The sequence below is a fragment of the Nitrosomonas sp. Is35 genome (assembly GCF_033063295.1).
GTDB lineage: Bacteria > Pseudomonadota > Gammaproteobacteria > Burkholderiales > Nitrosomonadaceae > Nitrosomonas.
In genome coordinates this window covers 2,207,953-2,230,589 of sequence record NZ_JAWJZH010000001.1, presented here as the reverse complement: position 1 = coordinate 2,230,589, position 22,637 = coordinate 2,207,953, and the positions used below count along the sequence as shown (strand labels likewise).

The window sequence follows — 22,637 nt, the reverse complement described above, 5'->3', positions numbered from 1 at the left end:
GATGGAAATCACCGAAACTCAATATCAACAGATCGAGCACTGCCTGCCGCGTCAGCGTGGCAACGTCAGCCATTCCAATCTGCAAGTTCTCAATGCCATTCTTTACGTTGCCGAGCATGGCTGCAAGTGGCGAGGACTGCCCAAGCGATTCGGCAACTGGCATACCATCTATACCCGCATGAATCGCTGGGCAAAGAGTGGTGTACTGAGCCATGTATTTGGGCAACTTCAGCATCAGCAAATCATCCGTATCCGTATTGAAACTGTTTCGCTGGACAGCACCAGCATCAAAGTCCATCCCGACGGTACGGGTGCGTTAAAAAAAACGGCCCCCAATCCATCGGAAAATCTCGAGGTGGATGGACCACCAAAATTCATCTGGTTGCCGCAGATTCCAGAACAACCATAAGCTTTGCCCTCTCGCCCGGTCACGCCCACGATGCGCCAGAGGGCAGGCAGCTTTTGCTTTCCCTCGGTCCCGTCAATACGCCCACCTACCTGCTGATGGATCGTGCTTATGAGGGCGACCAAACCCGGCAACTGGCACTAGATTTGGGTTACATCCCGGTTGTTCCGCCCAAAGCAAATCGCTTGTCACCCTGGGAATACAACCGTGCCATGTACAAAAAACGCAACGAGATCGAACGATTGTTCAGAAGGCTCAAGGGATTTCGCCGCATCTTCTCCAGGTTCGATAAGCTCGATGTCGTCTTCATCTCCTTTATCCACTTCGCTCTCATCGTCGAAGCAATCAGATTGTGTTAACAGGCCCTAGTAGAATTTCTCGTAATTGCTTTGTTTTACTCAGTCGATATTCCTTTTTGGGATAGTGTTTGCAGTTTGACGAAGAAGTTCGATCTGAGAGCCATTGGCAAAAGCCGAACACCAGCAATCCGTATCCTGATTACCAGGTCTATCCCTAACTGTCTCACTATGACACCCCGAAGATCTTTAACACCGACCAAGGCAGCCAATTTACCAATGCGGAATTCGCCAATACCCTCAAAGCACAGATAATCCGGATCGGGACGGACAAGCGCGGACGCTGCCATGGCATCATTTTATCGAACAACTGTAGAGGGCAATCAAAAATTCGCTATTGCGAATATTTTTCGTAAACAGTAATATATTCGCAATCAGCATATCATAAGGTTAATATATGGAAAATAACGATTTTCTCTTTCGAGTGCGCACAAATATTGGTTTGAAAACAACGGATGCCGCACAATTGGTTCATGTTACGCGTCGCACTTGGGAGCTGTGGGAATCAGGAAAGGCCAAGGTGCCAGCCGCAAAACTTGATCTGCTCAAAGAAAAAATAGAGAAGCTGTGTACACCTCATAGGATCGATAATGATGAATTGGTTGTTGTGACAAAGAATGTCGATGGTTATCAGATGCCTGTTGACGTTGTTTCAAGCCGTGGTTTCTGCTCACTTGAAGAAAACGCCGACGGAACCTACACCATCAGGTCTCTCGCCATTGATCGAATCAGAAAGCAACCCTATGTGCACTGTCAAGCCTTCAGCTACGACGGGAACGAACATGTTATTCGAGTGGCTGAGAAGTGGAGGAGTGTAGTGAAATGATTTTTATTGATCAAACAGAATCTCTCGTCCGACATTACCTCAGGAAGAGGCGACTTATCATCCCCTAAAACTGATTCTTCTGGGTTCTTACATGAATCATCTCCCTGACTTTCTTTCTTCTTATTACTCCGACTTCCCCGAAGCCTTCGCCGCCCTCCACGAATGGCAGCGTAATGCCCTTGCCCGGTGCGAGCGTTTTACGCATGAACACCCGCCCCTGTCGATTGGTATCATGGGGCAGGTCAAGGCCGGGAAAAGTAGTTTTCTTAACCAATTGCTGTTCGACGGCCAGCCGCTATTGCCGGAAGCGGCCACACCCAAGACGGCCAATCTGACCCGCATCCGCCACGCCGAGAGGCCGTGCTTCACGGCTCATTTCTATGCGCCCGAATCCTGGGCAGCGCTGGAAAAATTGGCAGCCAGTGATGCGCAGGATATCGCCGCTTGCGCCGCCCGCGAGCTGGTGCAGCAGGCGCGGCGGGATCACGGCACAGCGATTACCGCCTTGTTGATACGGGGTAAGATCGAACTGCACGCCGATGACATGGGCGCATTGCTCGGGCGCATCAACGACTATGTCGGCGCCGAAGGCCTCTACACCCCGCTGGTGGAAAGCAGCGAGCTGGCGTTGCCGTTGCCGGAACTGGCCGGCGTCGAAATCGTCGACACCCCCGGCATGAACGACCCGGTGGTAAGCCGTACCGACAAAACGCGCGCTTACATGGCCAAGTGCGATGTGGTGTTCTTCCTCTCCCGCGCTAGCCAGTTTTTCGATGCCAGCGATCAGGAATTGCTGGCTGCCCAGTTGCCCGCCAAGGGGGTCAAACGTCTCGTGCTGGTGGGGTCGCAGTTCGATGCCGCCATTTTGGGCGACGGCTTCGACCGCAATAACCTAAGCGAGTGTGAAACCCGCTTGCACCAACGACTCGGTGAGCATGCGTGGCGCAATCTGGAAAAACTGGCGGCTCAACGCGAGAAACAGGGTTTTACCGATATTGCGGCGCTTTTGCGTGGCATGAGTTCACCGCTGTTTGCCAGTACCTACGCCGAGGCGCTGGCCAGCTTGCCCTCTGAGCAGTGGAGCAGGAGCCAGCGTCATCTTCACCAGCAATTTATAGAGCTAGCCGAGGATGCTTGGAATGGCATTGCGCCCACGAAACTGGATTGGCAGCGTATCGGCGGTTTTGCGGCGTTGCGCACGGCGCTGGAACAAGCCTTTGCCGACCGCGAGGCGATTCTCGCCACCCAGCGCAACAAGCTGGAGGAAGAACTCAGCCGTTCGCGCGTGCAGTTGTTCGACAATCTTCGCGTCCAGGCGAATGAGCGCATTGCCTTCTTGCGGACGCACGATATGGCTGACTTGGACGCGCACGCCAGCAAGGCCAAAAAACGCTTGCAGGCGATTGCGGACACGCTGTCCGGCTATGTGCAAGAGCAGGCCAATGCCGCCCGCGCCCAGTCCCGGCGCATGCTCAACGATCTGCAACAAGGGGCTGGCCGCGCACGCGCCTTGGAAGATCGCACCGGTTATGAAACCCGCGTCCGGAGCGTGGAGGTCAGTGATTCGAAATGGTGGAATCCGTTCTCGTGGGGAAGCTCCCATACGGAGCTCTACACGGAGACCACTACCTATCGCTATCTGGCCGTTGCGGATGCGCTGGAGAATCTGCGCATTTACTTCGAGGATTCCCGCCACCGCCTGTTGGCGCTGTATGACGAACTGATTGCTCCGGATGCTCTTTCCACCGGTTTGCGCCGCGAACTGCTGGGCGTGCTGGACACCCGCAGCGGCGATTTCGACCCACGCGGCTTGCGCGCGTTGATCGAAACCACGCTTGCCCGGCTGCCCTGGCCGCAACTGGATGTCCAATCACCCGAGCCAGGGCAGGCGCTGTCAGGCTTTTCCGGCGAATTGCGCGGCAGCGGCGAAATGGCGGCGTTGCGGGAACGGCTGGCGCAAGTTGTCGCAGATCTACAGCAAACGCTGGCCGTGCGGCTTGACGATGCCGTGAAACAGGCTTGCTCCCAGCTCGATACGCTGGCCGGCCAGTTGCAGCAAGCGCTCACCCAATCGCTCGCTGCCGATGTCGAACGTCTTCGTGCGGCGCTGGCTGACAAGGCTGGACAGGTTGAACGATTGCAGGGACTGATAGAGGAGGTCGATGCCATGATGTCTTCTTCGTTAGGAAGAATAGATTTATCGACAGATGTTACACCGCTTTGATGGTGATCGCTCACTCATAACCCGCCCAGGTTCATATGCCCATTCGATCAAATCCACTTGAAATCAGTTGTCCGCAGTGCGGTTGGCAGCAGGTGTGGCAACCCGCATCCGATGCATTGACCGTCGCTGATCTGCCGCCTGATTGCTGTCCCCGTTGCAATTACGCTGATTTGCAAGTACGAAGCGACCTTGCTGCTTCGACATTGTGGAAACGGCTTAGGCAGCGATTGAGGTCATCGTAAGCTCCATGCCCGGATCACATTCCTACGTGCTTGATAATGCGCTGCTGATTCTCGAAATCCTGCGCCGTATTCCGCGCCGTACATACACCACCAGCGTGCATCTGCGCGAGCAGATCATCGCTGCCGGTCATGATGTGAGTCTGCGCACGGTGCAGCGCCATCTGGATGCGATTTGCAGCCGCTTTGCCATTGAATGCGATACGCGCGGCAAACCTTTTGGCTACCGCTGGATGGAAGGCGCCGAGGGTTTGAAACTTCCGCTGCTCACCGCCGGCGAGGCCTTGTTGCTGCAATTGGCTAAAAGCGAGATATCGCAGTTACTGCCAGCGCGTGCGTTGGCCAGTATGGCCCCGCTTTTCTCCACCGCCCGCCGTGAGCTGGAATCCTCGCCTGCGCCACAGGTAGAACGGCGCTGGCTGAAGAAGGTGCAGCGTATTCCGGAGAGTCAACCCTTGTTGACACCAAAGATCGCCTCGGTTGTGTTCGATGCGGTGAGCGATGCTCTCTATCGTGAATGCAAGCTCAACATCCATTACCGCAATGCACAAGGGCGGCATAAGCAAGCGACAGTCTGGCCGCTAGGCTTGGTGCAACAAGGGGTAAGGTTATATCTTGTCTGCCGTTTCGAGGGTTACGACAACGAGCGTATTCTTGCGCTGCCGCGTATCGTGCAAGCCGAAGCTCGCAGCGAAGTATTTCCCTGGCCAACCGGTTTCGACCTCGCGAATTATTGCAACGATGGTGAATTCGGCATGAGTCGCGGCCGTAAGGTTCGATTGCGGTTTCATATCGATAAAACCTGTGGCCAGCATCTGCTAGAATCGCCTTTGGCCGCTGATCAAACGGCAAGCGATCTGGGCGATAAGCTGGAAATCACGGCTACCGTAGCGGACACCGAATTACTGCTCCGCTGGTTGCGTGGCTGGGGAGAAAAGATTGACGGGATAGAAATGACGCCCTTGATGCTGTAAAGGTGAATCCACAATAGGCATGGACGAGTTAGGGGTGGTGCAAAATTATTCTGTAGACACTTGGCAGCAGACTTTCAATCGTCTGGGCTTCTGTGAAAGTCATTGGATTTAGGCTGGTTGTAAGGACGAGATGAAGTTTTTAATATACATTAGGTTAGGTGTAAGAATTACTAGCGTTGTTTACAGTATTTGGGAGAATACTGTAGATGAACATACACAAACGCACCCGATTAACTTTATTAGATCGTCAGGAAATCTGGCGGCTTTATCAAACCCGGCTGTGGAAGGTGGCGCATTTGGCGGAACGCTTTCATGTCAGCCGGCCAACGATTTATGATGTACTGAAACGCGCGAGACTGCAGGAATTTACGCCGCGTGACAGCACCAATCAGCGGTTCAAGACGTTGCAATACGGTCTTAAGCGCCTGGCTAAGGTCGAACAAGCCATCCAGGAACGGCTCAAGCGTGAAGCCAAACGCTATAACAAGTCTTACCCAGGTGAGCTTGTTCACTTTGATACCAAGCGGCTTTCCTTGTTGAAAGGGCAATCCGCCAATGAACCTCGCGAGTACCTGTTTGTGGCCATCGATGATTTTTCCAGGGAGCTGTATGCCGATATTTTTCCCGATAAAACTCAACACAGCGCAGCTCGCTTTCTCATAGACACTGTCATTGCCCAATGTCCGTATCAGATCGACTGCGCTTATTCCGATAACGGCAAGGAATTTAAAGGAACTGACGGCCATGCTTTCGGCAAAGCTTGCACACAACACGGTATCGGACAGAAGTTTACCCGCATCAATCGTCCGCAAACCAATGGCAAAGCCGAACGAGTCATCCGCACCCTGATGGATATGTGGCACAGCCAGATTTCCTTTAAAGACTGCGCCGATCGGCGCATTCTGCTTTCCCGTTTCATTAACTTCTACAATACCGTCAAACCTCATAAGAGTTTGAATAATGCTACCCCTTATGAAATACTTCACGCTTATTTCAATCAACCTCTCTGTAAACAACCCTGAGATTTCTTACAGGTTAGGTATTGTGAACGCTGCTTGAAAGGATTATGCATTAAGAGATCTGCTAAATTTAATGTCTCAAAATTGGTCCCGCCATGTTACCGAAACCAGCAACGCCTTGGATCTTGAGTCCGGTGTTTTTTCGTGGGATGATCCGCGCAAAATCGCGTTGTCGTTGAAGCAGTCGGCCGATAATAGCCAGCGGCGCAAGGCGGAGCCGTTTGCGTCGGCGATGTCGATGTTGAATTTTTACATCAACCGGGCGGGGAAGCATTTGTCCGTGCAGCAGCGCGAGGTGCTGGAAAAAGCCAAGAATGAGCTGCGGGAATTGTATGGAAAACCGCGCATCCAACCATAATCTGTTTTTTAGCTTGCCAATCAGGAATAATTTTATTTAATCCCATGAGTTACTTAGATTTAACCAACAATCAATTCAATCCCACAGGTTTTTGGGACCGCCCGCTGGAAAGTTTGAATGCACCGGCAGCCCATGAGCTGGCCCTGTTCGATCAAAACGGGTACGACTTGACCGGTCTGGAACAACGCTATGCCGAGGCTAATCTGACATCTGCGCATGCGCACCGGGAACACCGGCACGCGATCAAGACGCCTTGGTTCACACAGCCGGAACGGGTGGAAGGCGCAGTGCTTAACCACAGTTTGTTATTCGAGCGCAAAGGGTATCGCGGCGAAGCACTGCAGCAACTCGAACGTTGGGCGCAAACCAATCCGCTGATTTACAAGATTATCCGCATGCGTCCCAAGTGGGGGCTGGATTTCAGCATGGATTACGCCGACCGTGCGGGTAATGTGTTTGAAGTGTTGCATTGGGAATATGACGGTTTTGATTACGCGGAAGTGGCCGAACGTAAACAGCAGCTGGAAGTTAAATTGGCCGTCACGGATTGGGACGATGCCGCTGCCAGTATCCTGAAACAGAAAGACCAATGGCATCACCTGGATTTTTTTGCGCAAAGCGATTGGAAGTGCAATTACTTCGGTATCGTCAAGGAACGCTTCAAGATGGTGATTTGGGAGTAGAAATCCATCGAATCAACGAGAAAGGTTGTTGTTCCATAGTGCAATTTTGTTAACCAATTCAGTGTCACGCTAAGGAGAAAGCATGTCGGAACTCAAAGATCCCCGGGTACTCTTTGCGGCGGAGCGGACGCTGCTGGCCTGGAACCGTACCAGTCTTGCTCTGATTGCTTTCGGTTTCTTGGTCGAACGCACCGGCCTTCTAATGAATGTCCTCGCGCCGGATCACGTGCATGCTTCCGGTATGGCGCTGACATTCTGGCTGGGATTTGCTTTTGTCCTCCTCGGCGCGGTATCTGCCATTTATTCATCCCGTCAGTATGCGGTATTCCTGAAAACTCTGAATCCAGCGGAATTTCCCGAGGGATACGGAACCCGCTGGGGCATGCTGGTGAATGTCGCAGTGGCTATCTTGGCGTTGGGACTTATTGTCGTGCTTTACATCGGGCGTTTTTGATGTGATCACTGGGAGCAAGGATGCTGTGTCGTATCTGGCGATTCCAAGTGCTCCATTCTCAAAAAAATCATGCAATCTGCTGTTGTTACACACAGAGTCGAAGGGGTACCCATACTCGTTGTTCAGCTGACACCGGCCAGTGTTTGCACCCATTTCTAAGGAGATTTTCAGCGGATATGGATCGATTGGATACCCCATAAATGGTACAACTCGACTATAAAAAAAGTAGTGCTGCCCTATGGTTTTAATATTTACAGCAAACTACTATCCCTGTGCGAAATAGGTTAAAAATAATTTTAGTCTTGAAAGGAAAGAAAATGATCAAAAATAATAAATTAGTTAGCACAGTGGCATGCATTCTAGGATTGGCGGTACTGCCATCGGTTGCATCGGCTGGATTAAGTGACCACACTTTTGCTTGGACTCACAACGTTGGCAGCGCGCAACTGGTGCTGAACGGCAGCACAACGTATACGGCGACCAATCGCGGCTGGGTTGATGCATCCGGTACCAACAATTTTGGCGGCGCGACAGGAAACTATATTGCGGGTACCTGCGGCTCATCCGACTCGTGCGGTGGAAGCGATACGTTTGCGAATAACTACTTCGCATTCGACGTGCATCGCGCTATTGGAACCACCAGTGCTGTGTTGAATTTGTATCAACCAGCCGTTGGAGAGAACGGTGGCGCGGATGGCGGCTTCTTGAGCCAATCGGCTGCACTGCTGTATACCCTGTTCGATGTTTCCGGTAATCCTCTCAGCGATACCGGACTTGGAATCTTCAATGATCTGGCATCCGGTAATGCTTACGGTTCGATTTCAGTTGACTCATCGAGTAACGGCAGTATCGTATCAATTACGTTGAATGCCACGGCCGTGGCTGCAATCGATGCGGCTTACAATAGCACCGGCATTTTCTATATTGGCGGTACGGTGAGTCCCGTACCTGAACCCGCAACCTATGGCATGTTATTAGCAGGTCTGGGTCTGTTGGGATTTATGGTGCGCCGTAAAAATCAAGTAGTCTAATATTCAATGGGATGCCGCCGGACAAGTCCGGTGGTGTCCATCCAAGATTCACCCATCACATCAGATACATTTCAAGCCAACAAAAACCGGAACCATCCCAACAGAAACACCAGCGTTGTAACCACGAAAACACCCTGATCGGGTAACCCAAAATGGCTGGTATTCTTTTTTTGCCTGATGTATCAGGTGCATCATGAATATTTTGTTCCAGACTGAACCAATCAAGTGCAATGCGCTCTTACACGATTCTGTTTTTCACAGCGCACCGCAAAAAGAAAATGTTCTACAAAGAAACTCTCAGTCTGATTGCTATTGCAGTCACTTTGGCCGCGTTCATTCCGTACATCCGGGAAATTTTCCGGGGTTCGATCAAACCGCATATTTTTTCCTGGGTGATCTGGGGTGCGACGACGTTGCTGATTTTTGTGGCGCAATTGCAGGACAAGGGCGGCGCGGGTACATGGCCGATCGGTGTTTCAGCCGGAATTACCATCGGTATTGCCTATCTGGCCTACCTGAAGCGCGCCGATGTGACGGTCACTCGAGCCGACTGGGTATTTTTTATCGCAGCGTTGTCTTCGTTGCCGCTGTGGTTCTGGACATCCGATCCGGTGTGGGCGGTGGTGCTGCTGACAGCGATCGACGTGATCGGATTCGGGCCCACGGTCAGAAAAGCCTATCAATTCCCCTATTCGGAATCACTACAATTCTTTGCATTGTTCACGTTGCGTAATGTACTGGTGATGCTGGCGCTGGAGAATTTTTCCGTGACCACGCTGTTGTTTCCGGCTGTCATGCTGGTGATTTGTGTTTTCATGGTTACGCTGATCGCGTACCGCAGGCGGGTCGTTGTGGCGTAATGCGTTTCTGATTTTATTGCGTCACAACACCGGATTTCCCGGTTGCGGTACACTAGGCCGCTGATTTGAAAAATCCCCTACATTCCAGTGAAATCAACAGGGACTTAACCATATGGCTTACAAAGAATACAAAGTGTTATACGTGACGGAAGGCGGGCTGGGAACGATTTTCCTGGGTGCGTCGGGTATTCCGATCAAGCGGCTGGAAATGACACTCAACAAGGAAGCCGCGGATGGCTGGACGCTGGTGTTCCAGTTCGTCGAACAGAAGCGGTTTTTATTGTTCTGGAAACGCGAAGCGGTGATTATCACACTGGCGCGTTGAGCGTTGCCACACATATGAAAAGCCAGGGGGCCATCCGGGAAGACGAAGAGCGCATCAGACAACGTGTGCGTGCATTGCCGGATGACAAACGGCTGCAATTTTTCACACAAGCCGAACAAGAACTGAAAGATCCCGATACCTACGCGGTGCTGAATTATCTTTTTGTCGCCGGACTGCATCATTTCTATTTGGGTAAATCGCTGCGTGGCACAATCAATCTGTGCATTTTCATTACCGGAACAGTCATGCTCTTTACCGGACTTGCCGGTTTCGGATTGCTGTTGATTATTGCGATCACGGTGGTTGAGCTGAGGGATTTGTTTAATTCGCAAAGCGTGGTTCAGGACTACAATAATGAAGTCATAGAAAGAATCTATCGTACGGTGAGTCAGGATGAGTAGATTAACGCATCATATTTTATCCGGTGTTGTTGTCACGCTACTGCTGGTATTTGCACACAATGCCAGCGCCGAGAAAATATGGAATTGGCGTTATACAAGCGGCAGCGTTGTCGCCCGAGGGACGCTTACGACCGCCGAAACTGCCGATGCGCAAGGCTTCTATCAAATTCTCAGCATTGCCGGTCACCGCAATGGTGAGCGCATTACCGGTCTGCATCCCACCGGGAAATCGATTCCGGGAAACGAACCGTTTACGCTGGATAATCTGATCCGTATCGATGCGAAGGGACAGATCACCCCGCATGGATTCGGTTTTGCCACGGCATCCGGCGGCTATGCCAATACTTTTTATGCCGAATTTCTCGCTACACCGGTTTATATGGAAGTGTTCGTTACACCGGCGAACTACAGCGAGTTGCCAATCAAATTTTCCGCCACACCGGTGATCGAGCCGGAAATTCAGATAGAAACACCCGCTGGAGCATCCGGGAAAATGGATGATTAGGGAATTTCGCGCCACATGAAAAAAACGCTTCTGCTCCTATCAATTTTGCTGCTGATGGCTTGCGTATCGCCCATGCGCAGCGATTTCGAGCGTCACCAGAAGAAATGGCAAGAAGCGAATATCACGCACTACCGCTTCGAGCTGAATATGATTTGTTTTTGTACCTTCAGAAACCGCATGCCGTTGCAGATCGAAGTGCTGAACGGCCAAATTGCCGCGATGACGGATAACACCGGCAAGTCGATTACGGCGGCAGATGCTCAATATGATTTTTTTGCCCGTTACGCGACAATCGACCGGCTGTTCTCGGAACTGCAAGCGAGCTTGAACGGCAAGGCGGATCAAATCGCGGTGGCTTATCATCCCAGCTATGGTTTTCCAACCCGGATCAACATCGATCGCATCAAAAGGGCCACGGATGACGAGCTCGGATTGGCGGTATCAGCGTTTGAGCGGTTGCCTTAAGCGTAAATCCTATCCTTTTCTAATTGGCGATGCCGCCGGTTTGATCGGCCCAGCCGGTTGCTTGTATTTTAATAGCGGTGAATTCATCCCGGCTCAAAAAACCGAGACCGGCCAAGATGGATTGAATCGCGGCATGATCGTCCTGCTCATCGGCTTCCAGCAATTTGAGTGCCTGTCCCAAGCGTCCTTCCCGTTTCATCAAAGCCTGGCACATATCGTCGGAAATACCGAGCTTGTTGACAATCTGCTGCATGTCGATGCCGAGTAATTCATCCAGTAGCGACAGAATACCGACGATAAATGCCCGCTCGTGGTGATTTTTATCGTGCGGCCGCTCGGCGGTGGCGATCAATTCCATCAGCTTGCCGCGTTCCACTGCCATTTGCATGCGAATATCCGGCGCGCCGTCTTCCGGCTGGCTGGAGGTGTACAGCAGCAGTTGTATCCATTTCAGCAATTGCTCGCGTCCCATCAACGTGATCGCGTGCTTGATCGAGTTGATTTTGCGCGGCAAGTCACCGGCGACGGAATTGACCATGCGCATCAGGTTATAACTCAAGCCCGGCTGACGTTTGAATTCCCGCTCGATTTCGTCGTGATCGTGATTATCCGTCACCAAAGTCAACAGCCTGAGCAGCGACAGCTTTCCCGGATCGGTGCGTTTCACTGACATCACCTCGGGTTTGGCGAAGTAGTAACCCTGAAACATCTGGAATCCCAGTTGTTTACAGCGTATTTCCTGTTCCCGGCTTTCCACTTTCAGCGCCAACAGCAGAACCGGCCAGCGTTTCAATGTGGTGACCAGTTTCTCCAGTTCGTCCGTTTGCAGTGCCAGCACATCGACTTTCACCACGCTGACGATCGGTAGCAATTGCTCGATTTTGCTGTCGATCGCCACAATGTTGTCCAACGCGAATTGATATCCCCTTTGCTTCAATTCGTTGCACTGCTGCAAGAATTCCGCCGTGATGCATTCCGGCACCCGGACTTCCAGCACCACATGCTTGCTCGGGAGTAGGCTGATGATGTCGCTCATGATCAAGTCGAGGTCGGCGTTGATGAAGCCGCGCTGCTGCCCGAGCACATTCTGGATACCGAAACGGCCGTACGCGTTGACGATCACGTTCGCCGATGCGGATAAGTCGTCGGTGACTTTCGCAGTCTCCTGAGTCTGCTCCTGACGGAACAGCAATTCGTACGCGACTAAGTTCTGATTACGATCCAGAATGGGTTGCCGGCCAAGAAAATAACTTTCCATTGATTCCTCCGCGATGATCGATGAATGCAACTGCTTGTTCGGGTAAATGAAGCTGGAATATACGGTAGGGTGACGGCAGCCTAAAGCGGGAACAAACGGGGTTTTCCGTTCAGCGGGAGATTTACTGCAACATGCTTTGGAGATTTCTCGCGTCCGTTGGGCACCCGGTAGACTTTGCCGCCGGTTTTACTTATGCTTGCCGCTCATCGAATCCGTGATACCCGCTATCCATGAATCCAACTGCCCGCGTTTTTATCAGTTACAGCCACGACTCGGATACGCACCGTGCATTCGTGCACAATCTGGCCAACGATTTGCGCCGGGATGGCTTGGATTGCCAGATCGATCAATACGTCAACGGTTTCCCGCCGGAAGGCTGGCAACGCTGGATGGAAAACCAGATCGAACAAGCAGATTTCGTGTTGATCGTCTGCACGCCGCTGTACTTGCAGCGCTACCGGGGAATCGATCCGGACGGCGGGCGCGGCGTCAATTTCGAAGGCGTGGTGATTTCGCAAACGCTGTACGATCATTACTACCGCAACACCAAATTCATCCCGGTTATTCCCGAACGCGGCAGTTTGAGCGATGTGCCGTTGCCGCTGAAAGGCTTTACCACCTATAAACTACCGCAAGACTACACCGCGCTGTACCGGTTGTTGACAGATCAGCACGCGACACCGGCGCCAGAGATCGGCGGCATGATTTATCTTCCGCCGGAGACCGGTAGCGGGCTTGCGTTAAACGTCAATATTGCGCAACAGGCGGTACAAGTTGCTTCGTATACCAACTTGCCCGATGCCGCAGTCCAAACGCTCGTGGCGCAATTGGAGAAACAGCTTACCGAAGAGAAACGCAATAATCACAATCTCAGAGATCTGCTCGAAAGATACCGCAGCGATGTGGCGGAATGGGAAAGCAAATACCGCGATGCACTGGTGCAAAACGCAGCCGATCTGCAAAAGAATCCCGAAAATCCGCAACTGCTGGCAGAACAGCAAGCCTTGCAGGCAGGTGAATTGGAACAGGCGGCGCAAATCCGTGAGCGCTATTATCAAAACCTGAAACGGGAAAAAACGGCAGAACTGGCGCAGGAAGCGTATACAGCCGCGGAGCGCTGGGAAAACGCTTTCAATATGCGCAAAGCATTGGCGCTGTATCAAGAGGCCGTCGTATTCCGGCGCGATTACCCCGAAGCTTGGCGCAATATCGGCAGCATCGCCAGGAGAATGGGCAACAGTACGCTGGCGCTGGAAGCCGCGCAAAATCTGCAGAAACAGCTCGATCCAGAAAAAGATCTCTGGTGGTTTGTAATCGCATTAGGTGATGAAGCGGATATTTTGCTTGCGCTGGGCGATAACCGGAAAGCATTTGAGAAATACCAGCAATGCCAATTATTGCTGGAGCAACTTGTGAAAGCGGAACCGGATAATATCGATTTACAGCGTGACCTGTCGGTGAGCTATAACAAAGTCGGCGACATGCATGTGAAAAGTGGCGACAATGCGGCGGCGCTGAAGGCGTACCAGGAATCGCTAGCGACTCGTAAGAGACTCGCGGAACTCGACTCGAAGCACACGGGTTGGCAGCGCGACCTGTCGGTGAGCTATGAGCGAGTCGGGGACATGCATGTGAAAAGCGGCGACAACGCGGCGGCGCTGAAAGTGTATCAGGATGGTCTTGCTATCGACAAGAGACTGGTGGAACTCGACCCGAAGCACACGGGTTGGCAGCGCGACCTGTCGGTGAGTCATAACAAGATCGGCGGCGTACATGAGAAAACCGGTGACAACGCGGCGGCGCTGAAGGCGTATCAGGATGGACTTGCCATCTCCAAGAGACTGGCGGAACTCGACCCGAAGCACACGCAGTGGCAGCGCGACTTATCGGTGAGTTATAACAAAGTCGGAGACATGCATGTGAAACGTGGTGACAACGCGGCGGCGCTGAAGGCGTATCAAGATGGTCTTGCCATCGCCAAGAGACTGGCGGAGCTTGACCCGACTGTGGTGCAGTGGCAAACCGATCTGGTGGTGAGCTATGTCAAGCTGTCGCAGACTCTGACCGGACAGCAAAAGGGATTGCTGGCGGATGCGTTGGAGATTTTATACCGATTGAAGCGTGAAAATCGGTTGGATCATGAGAAGCAGCAGTGGATCGGTACATTGGAGGGAATGCTGCAACCGGTTTCATCTGGCCGGGATGAGCCGTCAGCGGAAGCGGCAAAGTCTTGAACGTGTTGCCGCCCGGCTTGCTTCTCCTTTCCCGATGACGGCCGCTCTCATCCGTTTGCGCGAGTGCGGGTCTTTGCTGGACAAAGGGCTGCTGCTATTTTGCACGGTTTGGGTGGGGATTTTGATCACGCTGAACTATACGCTGGGCATTGAAAGCGGCATGATCAAAGGGCTGGATTCTCGCTGGCAGCAGTGTGTTGCGCTGTTTCTGGTGTATTGCAGCGCGTTTGTGGTTCCGTATGGGTTTGCCATGGTATTCCGCAGCCATTTGATCGCGGCTACGCCGCTATTTTGGTGGTTGCTGCTGATCGCACCGGCTTTGTTTGCGATTAAGGCGAGTGTGGCTAATCCGCTGGAAAATCAAATCGATGGGGTGTGGGGGAGTTATTGGACGATTGTCACGACGCTGCCTTTTAAGTTGCTGGTGGTGCTGGCGCCGTTGATCGTGATACAGCGGTGGTTTCCTGAGCAGCCGGGTTTTTGGGGACTGACGCTGCGCAATGTGCGCTGGTGGCCGTACGGTTTGATGCTGTTGATGATGGTGCCGCTGATTGTGTACGCCGGGACGCAACCGGATTTTCTCGCGGCGTATCCGCGCTTAAAGCAGATTGCCTTCATCGCGCTGCACACAGAGCATTTCGGCTGGTTTCAGTTGTTGTACGAGGTCAGTTACGGCATTGATTTTGTCACGATCGAACTGTTCTTCCGCGGTTTCCTGATTTTTGCGTTTGCCCGTTATGCTGGACCGGCGGCGATTCTGCCGATGGCGGTTTTTTATTGCAGTGTCCATTTCGGCAAACCGCTGCTCGAGTGCATTTCTTCCTTCTTCGGCGGGTTGATTTTGGGTGTCGTCGCGTATCAAACCCGCTCCATCGCCGGTGGTCTGGCGGTGCATCTCGGCATCGCGTGGATGATGGAGGTCAGCGCTTATATCGGGAATTTCAGGAGTGGATAAATACTAGGCGTCAAGACGCTTACCGCAGCAGTGCCAGCAGGGCAAGCCGCGGTAAGCGTGCAGTCAGGTATTTTGTGTTTTGAACCGGTCGGCGGCCCGGACCAGAGCGGATTGAATCCCCGGTTCCCACGCCGAATGCCCGGCGTCGTCGATGATGATGTATTCCGCCTGCGGCCAGACGTGATGCAGATCGTCCGCGCTGACGATAGGGCAGACGGCATCGTAGCGGCCTTGCACGATGGTGGCGGGGATGTTGTGCAGTTTGTGCACGTTATCCAGCAACGAGTTGTCCGGCAGAAAAATATTGTGCATGAAGTAATGCGCTTCCATGCGCGCCAACCCGAGCGCTACGGTATCGCTGGCAAAATAGCGGACTGTCGCTGGATTCGGCAATAACGTCGAGCATGAGCCTTCGTAGGTGCTCCAGGTGCGTGCTGCGGGCATGTGGATAGCCGGATCCGGGTTCATCAGGCGTTGATAATAGGCGGACAGGATGTCGTTGCGTTCCGCGCCGGATAAGGGCGCAACCAATTCACGCCAGGGTTCCGGGAACAAATTGCGCAATCCGTACAAAAACCAGTCGATTTCCTGTTTGCGGCACAGAAAAATGCCGCGCAGGATGAAGCCCAGACAACGTTCCGGATGCGCTTCACCATACGCCAGTGCGAGCGTGCTGCCCCACGAGCCGCCGAATACCAGCCAGCGTTCGATTCCCAAATGCTGGCGCAGTGTTTCCAAGTCGTTGATCAGATGCGGTGTTGTGTTGTCTTGTGTTTCACCCAGCGGTGTTGAGCGCCCCGCGCCCCTTTGATCGTATATGACTATGCGGTAATATGCCGGATCGAAGAAGCGCCGGTGCGCCGGTGTCGATCCCGCGCCGGGGCCGCCATGGATAAATACCACTGGTGTGCCGGAAGGATTGCCGGATTCCTCCCAGTACATGGTGTGGATGGTATCCAAGGCTAATGTGCCTTGCCGGTAGGGTTGAATTTCATGGTAAAGCGCAGCAGGGGAATGGTGGTTCATGATATGGGTACAAATGCCGATAATTAATTGGGTTTAAGAAAGATCGAAAAGAGTGGTAAACATCACAGAGTTCAGGTCTTAAATGAATTATAGTTCTGCTATATTGCTCGACAGGCTATCTACTGTATCAATGTTAAAAGGAATATCATATGCCTAATACTATCCTGAGAGAACAAGAAGTTTCCATGTTGCGCGAAGAAATGGAAATATTGATGAATGAGCGTCAAAGCCTGCTGGATGCGACTGGTGCCGCAGCTATGTTTGTAGCCAAGATGGACAGTGCGTTATTGCCGGATTCGGTCTGCCAGGCAGCCAAAATCCTGTCCAGTTCGTTAAACAATTTACCAGAAGAAACCTTACGGGATGCGCTGGAGAGGGTGAAGTCAGAGTTTGCAGTTCGTGTATGAACAGAAGAAATCATTAGACGTACCGAAAGTTGGACTTGTTCTGACCGGTGGTGGAGCGCGCGCAGCCTATCAAGTGGGTGTGTTGCGCGCAATCGCCGAATTATTACCCGATAAGACGCGTAACCCGTTCCCGATTATTTGTGGCACCTCCGCCGGTGCTATCAATGCCGCCAGTATTGCCGTTTCCGCCCACAATTTTGCCGAAGGTGTCGGACGGCTGGAAGAAGTCTGGTCGAATTTTCATGTCGATCAGATTTACCGGTCGGATCTCATGGGTGTTATTCATAACACTTTGCGCTGTATGCTCTCCTTGGTATCGAGCGAATACGGCCAGCATAATCCCATTTCCCTGCTGGATAATGCACCGCTGGAAGCTTTGCTGAAAAGCCGTTTTTCTTTCCGCACCGTTCAACACTGTATCCGCTCCGGCTCGCTGCATGCACTGGGATTGACTGCCTGGGGATACACATCGGGTCAATCGGTGACTTTCTACCAAGCGGCACGAGAAGTGTTGCCGTGGAAACGGGCGCAAAGACTGGGTCTTCCGGTCGAGATCGGGGTTGAACATTTGATGGCTTCTTCATCGATACCGTTTATTTTTCCTGCGGTGAAATTGAATCGTGAGTATTTTGGCGATGGCTCTATGCGTCAGATGGCGCCGATTAGCCCGGCGCTTCATCTGGGTGCCGACAAGGTATTGATCATCGGTGTGCGCAAGCCGGTGACCGACGAGCCCAAACGTATCAGCGCATCGGGTTATCCGCCTTTTGCACAGATTGCCGGGCATGCGTTGAACAGCATCTTTGTCGACAGCCTGGATGTGGATCTGGAACGTTTGCTGCGCATTAATGAAACACTGAAACTGATTCCGCCCGAGGCGTTTAAAGCGAATAACATATCGCTGCGTCCCATTGAGGCGATGATGATTGCACCGAGCGAGGGAATCAACGAAATTGCGCAGAAATATGCGCATACGCTGCCGTGGATCATGCGCTATTTGTACCGTGCCATCGGCGCCATGGGACCGAATGGTTCGACTTTACTCAGCTACGTATTATTTGAAGTGCCTTTCTGCCGCGATTTAATCGAGTTGGGTTATAACGATACCATGCAGCAAAAAAATGAACTATTGAAGTTTATTGGGGTTCAAGACAAGGTATAGCGCATACGGTCGTTACGTTTTTATTGGATTAAATTTTTGTCAGGAAAAGTAAATGGCTTTTGATAGTCCGCAATTTTGGCTCGCTGTATTACAGATTATCGCAATTGATATTGTGCTGGGTGGCGACAATGCCGTTGTCATCGCACTGGCTTGCCGGCGTTTGCCCGAACAGCAGCGCAAATTGGGTATTTTCTGGGGAGTGTTCGGCGCAATCCTATTGCGCGTGGTGCTGATCTTTTTTGCCTTGAGTCTGCTGACTATGCCCTATTTGAAAATTGTCGGCGCGGCTTTATTGGTTTGGATCGGTATCAAGTTGCTGCAACCCGAGCCGGAGGGCGCGCATGAGATCGATGCCAGCACGACGTTAATCGGTGCGATTAAAACGATTATCGTGGCGGATGCGGTGATGAGCCTGGACAACGTTATCGCCATCGCGGGCGCGGCCAAGGATGACATCGGTTTGGTCATTTTCGGTTTGGTCGTCAGCGTGCCGATCATCGTATGGGGCAGTCAAATGGTGATGAAGGTCATGGATCGATATCCGGTTACGATCGCGATTGGCGCTGGATTGCTGGGATGGATTGCGGGCGATATGGCGGTTACCGATGTCGTCACCAAGGAATGGGTCAGTACGCAGGCGAAGTATCTTCAGTGGATCGCGCCGGCTTCTGTAGCACTTCTGGTGATTGCGGCCGGCAAATTGCTGGCGGCCCGGAAACCGGTAAAACCTCGGCCGTTGGAAGATTTGGCCGATGAAAAAATGCCCAAATAGTCATTCACGTATAAAAATTTGAGAGATTGATCATGCTAAAAATTTTATTACCTGTCGATGGTTCTGATTATGCCAATAAAGCAATAACCGGCTTCATTGCGTTATTGGACTGGTATAAGGAAAAACCGGAGCTGCATTTGCTGAATGTGCAATATCCGCTGCGCGGCAATGTGGCATTGTTCATTAACCAGACGGATATTAAGCAATATCACCAGGAAGAAGGCCAGAAAGAATTGCAAAGCACGTGCGCTTTGCTCGATCAAGCGGGTGTTGCTTATCAATATCACATTGTGGTGGGTGATCCGGCCGAAATGATCGTCCGGTTCGCTAGTGAAAAGCAATTTGATCAGATTGTGCTGGGGCCGCGCGGAGCAGGCGGTATCCAAGGTTTGTTGTTGGGCTCGGTAACCAGCAAAGTGATGCAGTTGGCAAAAATTCCCGTATTATTGATTAAGTAATGAATTTCCGGGGCGAGTCTTTTGAAGCTCAGGATCTTAGGGTGTAGCGGAGGGATAGGAAGCGGCGAACAAACCACTGCGATGTTGCTGGACGACGATGTGCTGATCGACGCGGGAACAGGCGTGGGTAATTTGAGTTTGTCCGAGATGATCAAAATTGATCATATTCTTGTCACGCATGCACACTTGGATCATGTCGCATTTATTCCGTTTCTGGTGGATACCGCCGGTTCCATCCGCAACAAACCGATAACCATTCATGCCATCCAGCCCACGCTGGATACGTTGCGGGAGCATCTGTTCAACTGGCATCTGTGGCCGGATTTTACAAAAATTCCCAATGATATTTCCCCCTATATGCGGTACGAAACATTGTCGTTGGGGGATACCATTCTTCTCGATGGCCGTGCGATTACGCCACTACCCGCCCATCACGCCGTTCCTACGGTCGGTTTTCAGGTGGACTCAGGGTTAGCCAGTCTTGTTTTTTCCGGTGATACAACTACTAATGATGCCTTCTGGGTGGCCGTTAATAAGATTGTAAATTTGCAGTATTTGATCATTGAATGCGCCTTCTGCAATCAGAAAAGGGATATCGCGATCAGATCACGGCATTTTTGCCCCAGCTTGCTGGCGGAAGAATTAGAGAAATTGGAACGGAACGCGGAAATATTTATTACGCACCTGAAACCCGGTGAGGCTGATGTCATCATGGAAGAAATCGATCAGTGCATTGGAAAATATAATCCACGCCGCCTTGAGAACAATCAATTATTCGAATTTTAGGAAGTGAGGCTATGAGTACAGTCGCGATGATCCAACCCCAAAAGAATATTGTAAATAACAATAACGAATCGGCTTTTTCCAAAAATCTGCAGGTTATTATCAATAAAATATACGCTGCAAATGGCGTTGAAGAAATCATGCTGGAAACTAGCAAGGATATTTGCGCATTGCTCAACGCGGACCGGTTTACCATTTACTCACTGAATGAAGATAAATCTTCTTTTGTTTCGAAGGTTAAAACTGGATTTGATTCTTTTCAGGATTTGAGACTACCGGTAACGGAAAACAGTATTATCGGTTTCGCCGCTTTGCAAAAGAAGGTGGTCAATATTGCAGATGTGTACGATAAAAGTGAGTTAAAAAAATTTAATCCACTGCTGGTTTTCTCCCATGAAGTGGATAAACGCACCGGTTATCGAACCAAACAGATGTTGGCGGTACCGATTCTGAACGCTGATAGCCGGGAACTGATGGGCGTGGTTCAGGTGATTAATAATAGATCGAATGAATCATTCACTACCGCGATCATGGAAGGGGTTGTGGAAATTTGCCGCGTTCTTGCGATTGCTTTTAAACAGCGTCAGAAGCCCGCTCAATTGCTCAAATCGAAATATGATTATCTGATTCTCGATGCAATCATCTCCGCTCCCGAGCTGGAGTTGGCGACACGCTCGGCACGTAAAAAAAGCTGTGATCTGGAAGATGTGCTGGTTGACGAATTCCGCATGAGTTTGCCGCTCATCGGCAAGGCACTAGCTTCTTTTTTTCAGGTTAAGTATGAGCCTTTTAGAGCGGACAGGATTAAACCGCTTGATCTGCTTAAGAATTTAAAAAAAGATTATGTTGAAAGTAATGCCTTATTGCCGATTGATGAAACCAAAGATGGCCTGGTAATACTTACACTGGATCCCGAACGGGTTAAGTCGCAGCGTATTGCCAATGCAATTTTTCCCAAGCAAAAGATCATTTACACGGTTACTACACAAAGAGAATTTAATGCTACGGTCGAACAATTTTTTGGTGGCAGCCAGGATGAGATCGGTACCGGCGACATCAATGAAATGCTTACTAATCTTGGGACTGAAGATGTCGAAGAGACGGCGGGTGAAATAGAGGAATCCTCCGCAGCGACTGACAATGAACTGGTCAAGCTGGTGAATAAAATCATTATCGACGCCTATAAAATGGGCGCATCGGATATTCATATCGAACCCTATTCAGGGAAAGAAAAAACCAAAGTGCGCTTCCGTAAGGATGGCTCGCTGATGCCATATATCGAGGTTCCGGCAGGTTATCGCAATTCTATGATCACACGCATAAAAATTATGTGCGATATGGATATCTCCGAAAAGCGAAAACCGCAGGATGGCAAGATTAAGTTCAGGAAATTTGCGCCACTGGATATCGAATTGCGTGTCGCGACCATTCCTTCAGCCGGTGGTTTGGAAGATGTCGTGATGCGGATTCTGGCTGCCGGTGAACCGATTCCGCTGGATAAAATGGGCTTTACCGAGCACAATCTGGAGGAGCTGAAGAAAATTATCAGCAAACCGTACGGGTTGTTTTTTGTATGCGGCCCGACAGGCTCAGGTAAAACAACCACGCTGCATTCGGTATTGAAATATCTCAATCGCGACGATACCAAGATTTGGACTGCGGAAGATCCGGTTGAGATCACGCAAAGAGGATTGCGTCAGGTACAAATTAACGTCAAAGCGGGATTAACCTTTCCTGCCATCATGCGTTCTTTTCTGCGAGCAGATCCGGATATTATTATGGTGGGCGAGATGCGCGACAAGGAAACTACCAGTATCGGTATCGAAGCTTCATTAACCGGGCACTTGGTTTTGGCGACACTGCATACCAACAGCGCGCCGGAATCGGTCATTCGGTTACTGGATATGGGCATGGATCCGTTCAACTTTTCTGATGCTCTGCTGGGTGTGTTGGCGCAACGTCTGGCGAAGCGCTTATGCAAGAATTGTAAAGAATCGTATGTAGCCAGCGAACATGAAGTCGATACATTATTAGCCGAGTATTGCGCCGAGCTCAGGAATATCGACCGTTTTAAAGCCGATCCCGATGCTGCACTTCGTGAAATACGCGAACAATGGATCCAACAATATGGAGATGATCAAGGTCAAATTACCTTGTACAAGGCGGCCGGTTGTGACGATTGCGTCGGTACCGGTTATTCCGGGCGGGTAGGACTACATGAATTGATGACAGCCACCGATGCACTGAAAAAGAATATTCAAGAGCGCGTACGAGTGGCGGATATGCTGGTGACGGCCTTGGGTGATGGTATGCGGACGCTAAAGCAGGACGGCATTGAAAAGGTTTTACAGGGAATTACCGATATACATCAGGTACGAGTGGTGTGTATCAAGTAAGAACCATGTGACAAAGTAAGGTAAGAATAAAAAAACCGCCTTGGCTAAAGGCGGTTTTTA

At 51.3% G+C, this 22,637-nt stretch carries 24 protein-coding genes; 22 read left to right on the top strand and 2 right to left on the bottom strand.

The features are described 5' to 3' along the window. Position 1 precedes the first annotated feature (1 nt). From R2083_RS10575 to R2083_RS10510, 14 genes are all read left to right on the top strand, one after another. Positions 2 to 765, top strand: a protein-coding gene (locus tag R2083_RS10575; protein WP_317530936.1) for an IS5 family transposase whose coding sequence is annotated in 2 segments (ribosomal slippage) — positions 2 to 317 and positions 317 to 765 — 765 coding nt in all. Because the reading frame shifts where the segments join, the coding sequence is not laid out codon by codon here. A gap of 394 nt (positions 766 to 1,159) precedes the next feature. Then, positions 1,160 to 1,588 (top strand): hypothetical protein, encoded by a 429-nt coding sequence (locus R2083_RS10570; protein ID WP_317538419.1) that lies wholly within the window; start codon positions 1,160 to 1,162, stop codon positions 1,586 to 1,588. A gap of 91 nt (positions 1,589 to 1,679) precedes the next feature. After that, complete coding sequence (locus R2083_RS10565; RefSeq protein WP_317538418.1) at positions 1,680 to 3,812, top strand: dynamin family protein; 2,133 nt, start codon at positions 1,680 to 1,682, stop codon at positions 3,810 to 3,812. Positions 3,813 to 4,059: 247 nt separating this feature from the next. Beyond that, positions 4,060 to 5,025, top strand: coding sequence for a WYL domain-containing protein (locus R2083_RS10560; RefSeq protein ID WP_317538417.1), 966 nt, complete (start codon positions 4,060 to 4,062; stop codon positions 5,023 to 5,025). A 206-nt stretch (positions 5,026 to 5,231) separates the two neighbouring features. Continuing rightward, the gene (locus tag R2083_RS10555) at positions 5,232 to 6,047 is read left to right on the top strand and encodes an integrase core domain-containing protein (RefSeq protein WP_317537428.1); all 816 of its coding nucleotides are present in this window, start codon (positions 5,232 to 5,234) and stop codon (positions 6,045 to 6,047) included. 70 nt (positions 6,048 to 6,117) lie between these two features. Continuing rightward, a complete protein-coding gene (locus R2083_RS10550; protein WP_317538416.1) occupies positions 6,118 to 6,402 on the top strand; it encodes a DUF3175 domain-containing protein in 285 nt (94 codons plus the stop codon). Positions 6,403 to 6,446: 44 nt separating this feature from the next. Then, positions 6,447 to 7,085: a hypothetical protein gene (locus R2083_RS10545; protein WP_317538415.1), complete on the top strand. Its 639-nt coding sequence runs from the start codon at positions 6,447 to 6,449 to the stop codon at positions 7,083 to 7,085. An 82-nt stretch (positions 7,086 to 7,167) separates the two neighbouring features. Then, a complete protein-coding gene (locus R2083_RS10540) occupies positions 7,168 to 7,539 on the top strand; it encodes a DUF202 domain-containing protein (RefSeq protein WP_317531230.1) in 372 nt (123 codons plus the stop codon). A gap of 317 nt (positions 7,540 to 7,856) precedes the next feature. After that, positions 7,857 to 8,570 (top strand): PEP-CTERM sorting domain-containing protein, encoded by a 714-nt coding sequence (locus R2083_RS10535; RefSeq protein WP_317538414.1) that lies wholly within the window; start codon positions 7,857 to 7,859, stop codon positions 8,568 to 8,570. Positions 8,571 to 8,848: 278 nt separating this feature from the next. Further along, positions 8,849 to 9,430 carry a hypothetical protein gene (locus tag R2083_RS10530; protein ID WP_317531228.1) on the top strand — a complete coding sequence of 194 codons (582 nt, stop codon included), beginning with the start codon at positions 8,849 to 8,851 and terminating at the stop codon, positions 9,428 to 9,430. Positions 9,431 to 9,542: 112 nt separating this feature from the next. Beyond that, positions 9,543 to 9,755 carry a DUF4177 domain-containing protein gene (locus R2083_RS10525; protein WP_108698768.1) on the top strand — a complete coding sequence of 71 codons (213 nt, stop codon included), beginning with the start codon at positions 9,543 to 9,545 and terminating at the stop codon, positions 9,753 to 9,755. Positions 9,756 to 9,769: 14 nt separating this feature from the next. Beyond that, the gene (locus R2083_RS10520; RefSeq protein WP_317538413.1) at positions 9,770 to 10,156 is read left to right on the top strand and encodes a TM2 domain-containing protein; all 387 of its coding nucleotides are present in this window, start codon (positions 9,770 to 9,772) and stop codon (positions 10,154 to 10,156) included. Then, entirely contained in the window at positions 10,149 to 10,661 is a 513-nt protein-coding gene (locus R2083_RS10515; RefSeq protein ID WP_317538412.1) for a hypothetical protein, read from the top strand. The genes R2083_RS10520 and R2083_RS10515 overlap by 8 nt, the downstream gene beginning before the upstream one ends. Positions 10,662 to 10,676: 15 nt before the next feature. After that, complete coding sequence (locus R2083_RS10510; RefSeq protein WP_317538411.1) at positions 10,677 to 11,126, top strand: DUF6174 domain-containing protein; 450 nt, start codon at positions 10,677 to 10,679, stop codon at positions 11,124 to 11,126. A 19-nt stretch (positions 11,127 to 11,145) separates the two neighbouring features. Here R2083_RS10510 and R2083_RS10505 read toward each other — a convergent pair whose 3' ends face one another. Continuing rightward, entirely contained in the window at positions 11,146 to 12,384 is a 1,239-nt protein-coding gene (locus tag R2083_RS10505; RefSeq protein WP_317538410.1) for an EAL and HDOD domain-containing protein, read from the bottom strand. A gap of 230 nt (positions 12,385 to 12,614) precedes the next feature. On the opposite strand from R2083_RS10505, the gene R2083_RS10500 reads away from it, so the two are divergent. Together R2083_RS10500 and R2083_RS10495 are read left to right on the top strand one after the other, a co-directional pair. Beyond that, entirely contained in the window at positions 12,615 to 14,618 is a 2,004-nt protein-coding gene (locus R2083_RS10500) for a toll/interleukin-1 receptor domain-containing protein (protein ID WP_317538409.1), read from the top strand. After that, positions 14,587 to 15,573 carry a CPBP family intramembrane glutamic endopeptidase gene (locus R2083_RS10495; RefSeq protein ID WP_317538408.1) on the top strand — a complete coding sequence of 329 codons (987 nt, stop codon included), beginning with the start codon at positions 14,587 to 14,589 and terminating at the stop codon, positions 15,571 to 15,573. Before R2083_RS10500 ends, R2083_RS10495 begins: the two co-directional genes overlap by 32 nt. 63 nt (positions 15,574 to 15,636) lie before the next feature. Here the strand turns inward: R2083_RS10495 and pip are convergent, their stop codons facing one another. Beyond that, positions 15,637 to 16,599, bottom strand: coding sequence for a prolyl aminopeptidase (gene pip / locus R2083_RS10490; protein WP_317538407.1), 963 nt, complete (start codon positions 16,597 to 16,599; stop codon positions 15,637 to 15,639). A 149-nt stretch (positions 16,600 to 16,748) separates the two neighbouring features. On the opposite strand from pip, the gene R2083_RS10485 reads away from it, so the two are divergent. From R2083_RS10485 to R2083_RS10460, 6 genes are read left to right on the top strand one after another with little or no spacing between them, the layout of a single operon-like run. Continuing rightward, complete coding sequence (locus R2083_RS10485; protein ID WP_121167743.1) at positions 16,749 to 17,006, top strand: hypothetical protein; 258 nt, start codon at positions 16,749 to 16,751, stop codon at positions 17,004 to 17,006. Continuing rightward, a complete protein-coding gene (locus R2083_RS10480) occupies positions 16,999 to 18,168 on the top strand; it encodes a patatin-like phospholipase family protein (protein ID WP_317538997.1) in 1,170 nt (389 codons plus the stop codon). The genes R2083_RS10485 and R2083_RS10480 overlap by 8 nt, the downstream gene beginning before the upstream one ends. A 52-nt stretch (positions 18,169 to 18,220) precedes the next feature. Then, complete coding sequence (locus R2083_RS10475; protein ID WP_132427656.1) at positions 18,221 to 18,940, top strand: TerC family protein; 720 nt, start codon at positions 18,221 to 18,223, stop codon at positions 18,938 to 18,940. 32 nt (positions 18,941 to 18,972) lie between these two features. Continuing rightward, positions 18,973 to 19,398 carry a universal stress protein gene (locus R2083_RS10470; RefSeq protein ID WP_132427654.1) on the top strand — a complete coding sequence of 142 codons (426 nt, stop codon included), beginning with the start codon at positions 18,973 to 18,975 and terminating at the stop codon, positions 19,396 to 19,398. A 21-nt stretch (positions 19,399 to 19,419) separates the two neighbouring features. Next, a complete protein-coding gene (locus tag R2083_RS10465) occupies positions 19,420 to 20,184 on the top strand; it encodes a 3',5'-cyclic-nucleotide phosphodiesterase (RefSeq protein WP_317538406.1) in 765 nt (254 codons plus the stop codon). Between the two features lie 11 nt (positions 20,185 to 20,195). After that, positions 20,196 to 22,577 carry an ATPase, T2SS/T4P/T4SS family gene (locus R2083_RS10460; RefSeq protein ID WP_411172507.1) on the top strand — a complete coding sequence of 794 codons (2,382 nt, stop codon included), beginning with the start codon at positions 20,196 to 20,198 and terminating at the stop codon, positions 22,575 to 22,577. The last annotated feature ends 60 nt before the right edge of the window (positions 22,578 to 22,637 follow it).

Bases quoted from the DNA above. Each gene is read 5' to 3' on its own strand.
- R2083_RS10510 (WP_317538411.1), top strand. From the start codon at position 10,677: ATGAAAAAAACGCTTCTGCTCCTATCAATTTTGCTGCTGATGGCTTGC.
- R2083_RS10500 (WP_317538409.1), top strand. From the start codon at position 12,615: ATGAATCCAACTGCCCGCGTTTTTATCAGTTACAGCCACGACTCGGAT.
- R2083_RS10565 (WP_317538418.1), top strand. From the start codon at position 1,680: ATGAATCATCTCCCTGACTTTCTTTCTTCTTATTACTCCGACTTCCCC.
- R2083_RS10545 (WP_317538415.1), top strand. From the start codon at position 6,447: ATGAGTTACTTAGATTTAACCAACAATCAATTCAATCCCACAGGTTTT.
- R2083_RS10550 (WP_317538416.1), top strand. From the start codon at position 6,118: ATGTCTCAAAATTGGTCCCGCCATGTTACCGAAACCAGCAACGCCTTG.
- R2083_RS10515 (WP_317538412.1), top strand. From the start codon at position 10,149: ATGAGTAGATTAACGCATCATATTTTATCCGGTGTTGTTGTCACGCTA.
- R2083_RS10460 (WP_411172507.1), top strand. From the start codon at position 20,196: ATGAGTACAGTCGCGATGATCCAACCCCAAAAGAATATTGTAAATAAC.
- R2083_RS10525 (WP_108698768.1), top strand. From the start codon at position 9,543: ATGGCTTACAAAGAATACAAAGTGTTATACGTGACGGAAGGCGGGCTG.
- R2083_RS10540 (WP_317531230.1), top strand. From the start codon at position 7,168: ATGTCGGAACTCAAAGATCCCCGGGTACTCTTTGCGGCGGAGCGGACG.
- R2083_RS10485 (WP_121167743.1), top strand. From the start codon at position 16,749: ATGCCTAATACTATCCTGAGAGAACAAGAAGTTTCCATGTTGCGCGAA.
- R2083_RS10535 (WP_317538414.1), top strand. From the start codon at position 7,857: ATGATCAAAAATAATAAATTAGTTAGCACAGTGGCATGCATTCTAGGA.
- R2083_RS10495 (WP_317538408.1), top strand. From the start codon at position 14,587: ATGAGCCGTCAGCGGAAGCGGCAAAGTCTTGAACGTGTTGCCGCCCGG.
- R2083_RS10505 (WP_317538410.1), bottom strand. From the start codon at position 12,384: ATGGAAAGTTATTTTCTTGGCCGGCAACCCATTCTGGATCGTAATCAG.
- R2083_RS10560 (WP_317538417.1), top strand. From the start codon at position 4,060: ATGCCCGGATCACATTCCTACGTGCTTGATAATGCGCTGCTGATTCTC.
- R2083_RS10530 (WP_317531228.1), top strand. From the start codon at position 8,849: ATGTTCTACAAAGAAACTCTCAGTCTGATTGCTATTGCAGTCACTTTG.
- R2083_RS10555 (WP_317537428.1), top strand. From the start codon at position 5,232: ATGAACATACACAAACGCACCCGATTAACTTTATTAGATCGTCAGGAA.
- R2083_RS10475 (WP_132427656.1), top strand. From the start codon at position 18,221: ATGGCTTTTGATAGTCCGCAATTTTGGCTCGCTGTATTACAGATTATC.
- R2083_RS10520 (WP_317538413.1), top strand. From the start codon at position 9,770: ATGAAAAGCCAGGGGGCCATCCGGGAAGACGAAGAGCGCATCAGACAA.
- pip (WP_317538407.1), bottom strand. From the start codon at position 16,599: ATGAACCACCATTCCCCTGCTGCGCTTTACCATGAAATTCAACCCTAC.
- R2083_RS10470 (WP_132427654.1), top strand. From the start codon at position 18,973: ATGCTAAAAATTTTATTACCTGTCGATGGTTCTGATTATGCCAATAAA.
- R2083_RS10570 (WP_317538419.1), top strand. From the start codon at position 1,160: ATGGAAAATAACGATTTTCTCTTTCGAGTGCGCACAAATATTGGTTTG.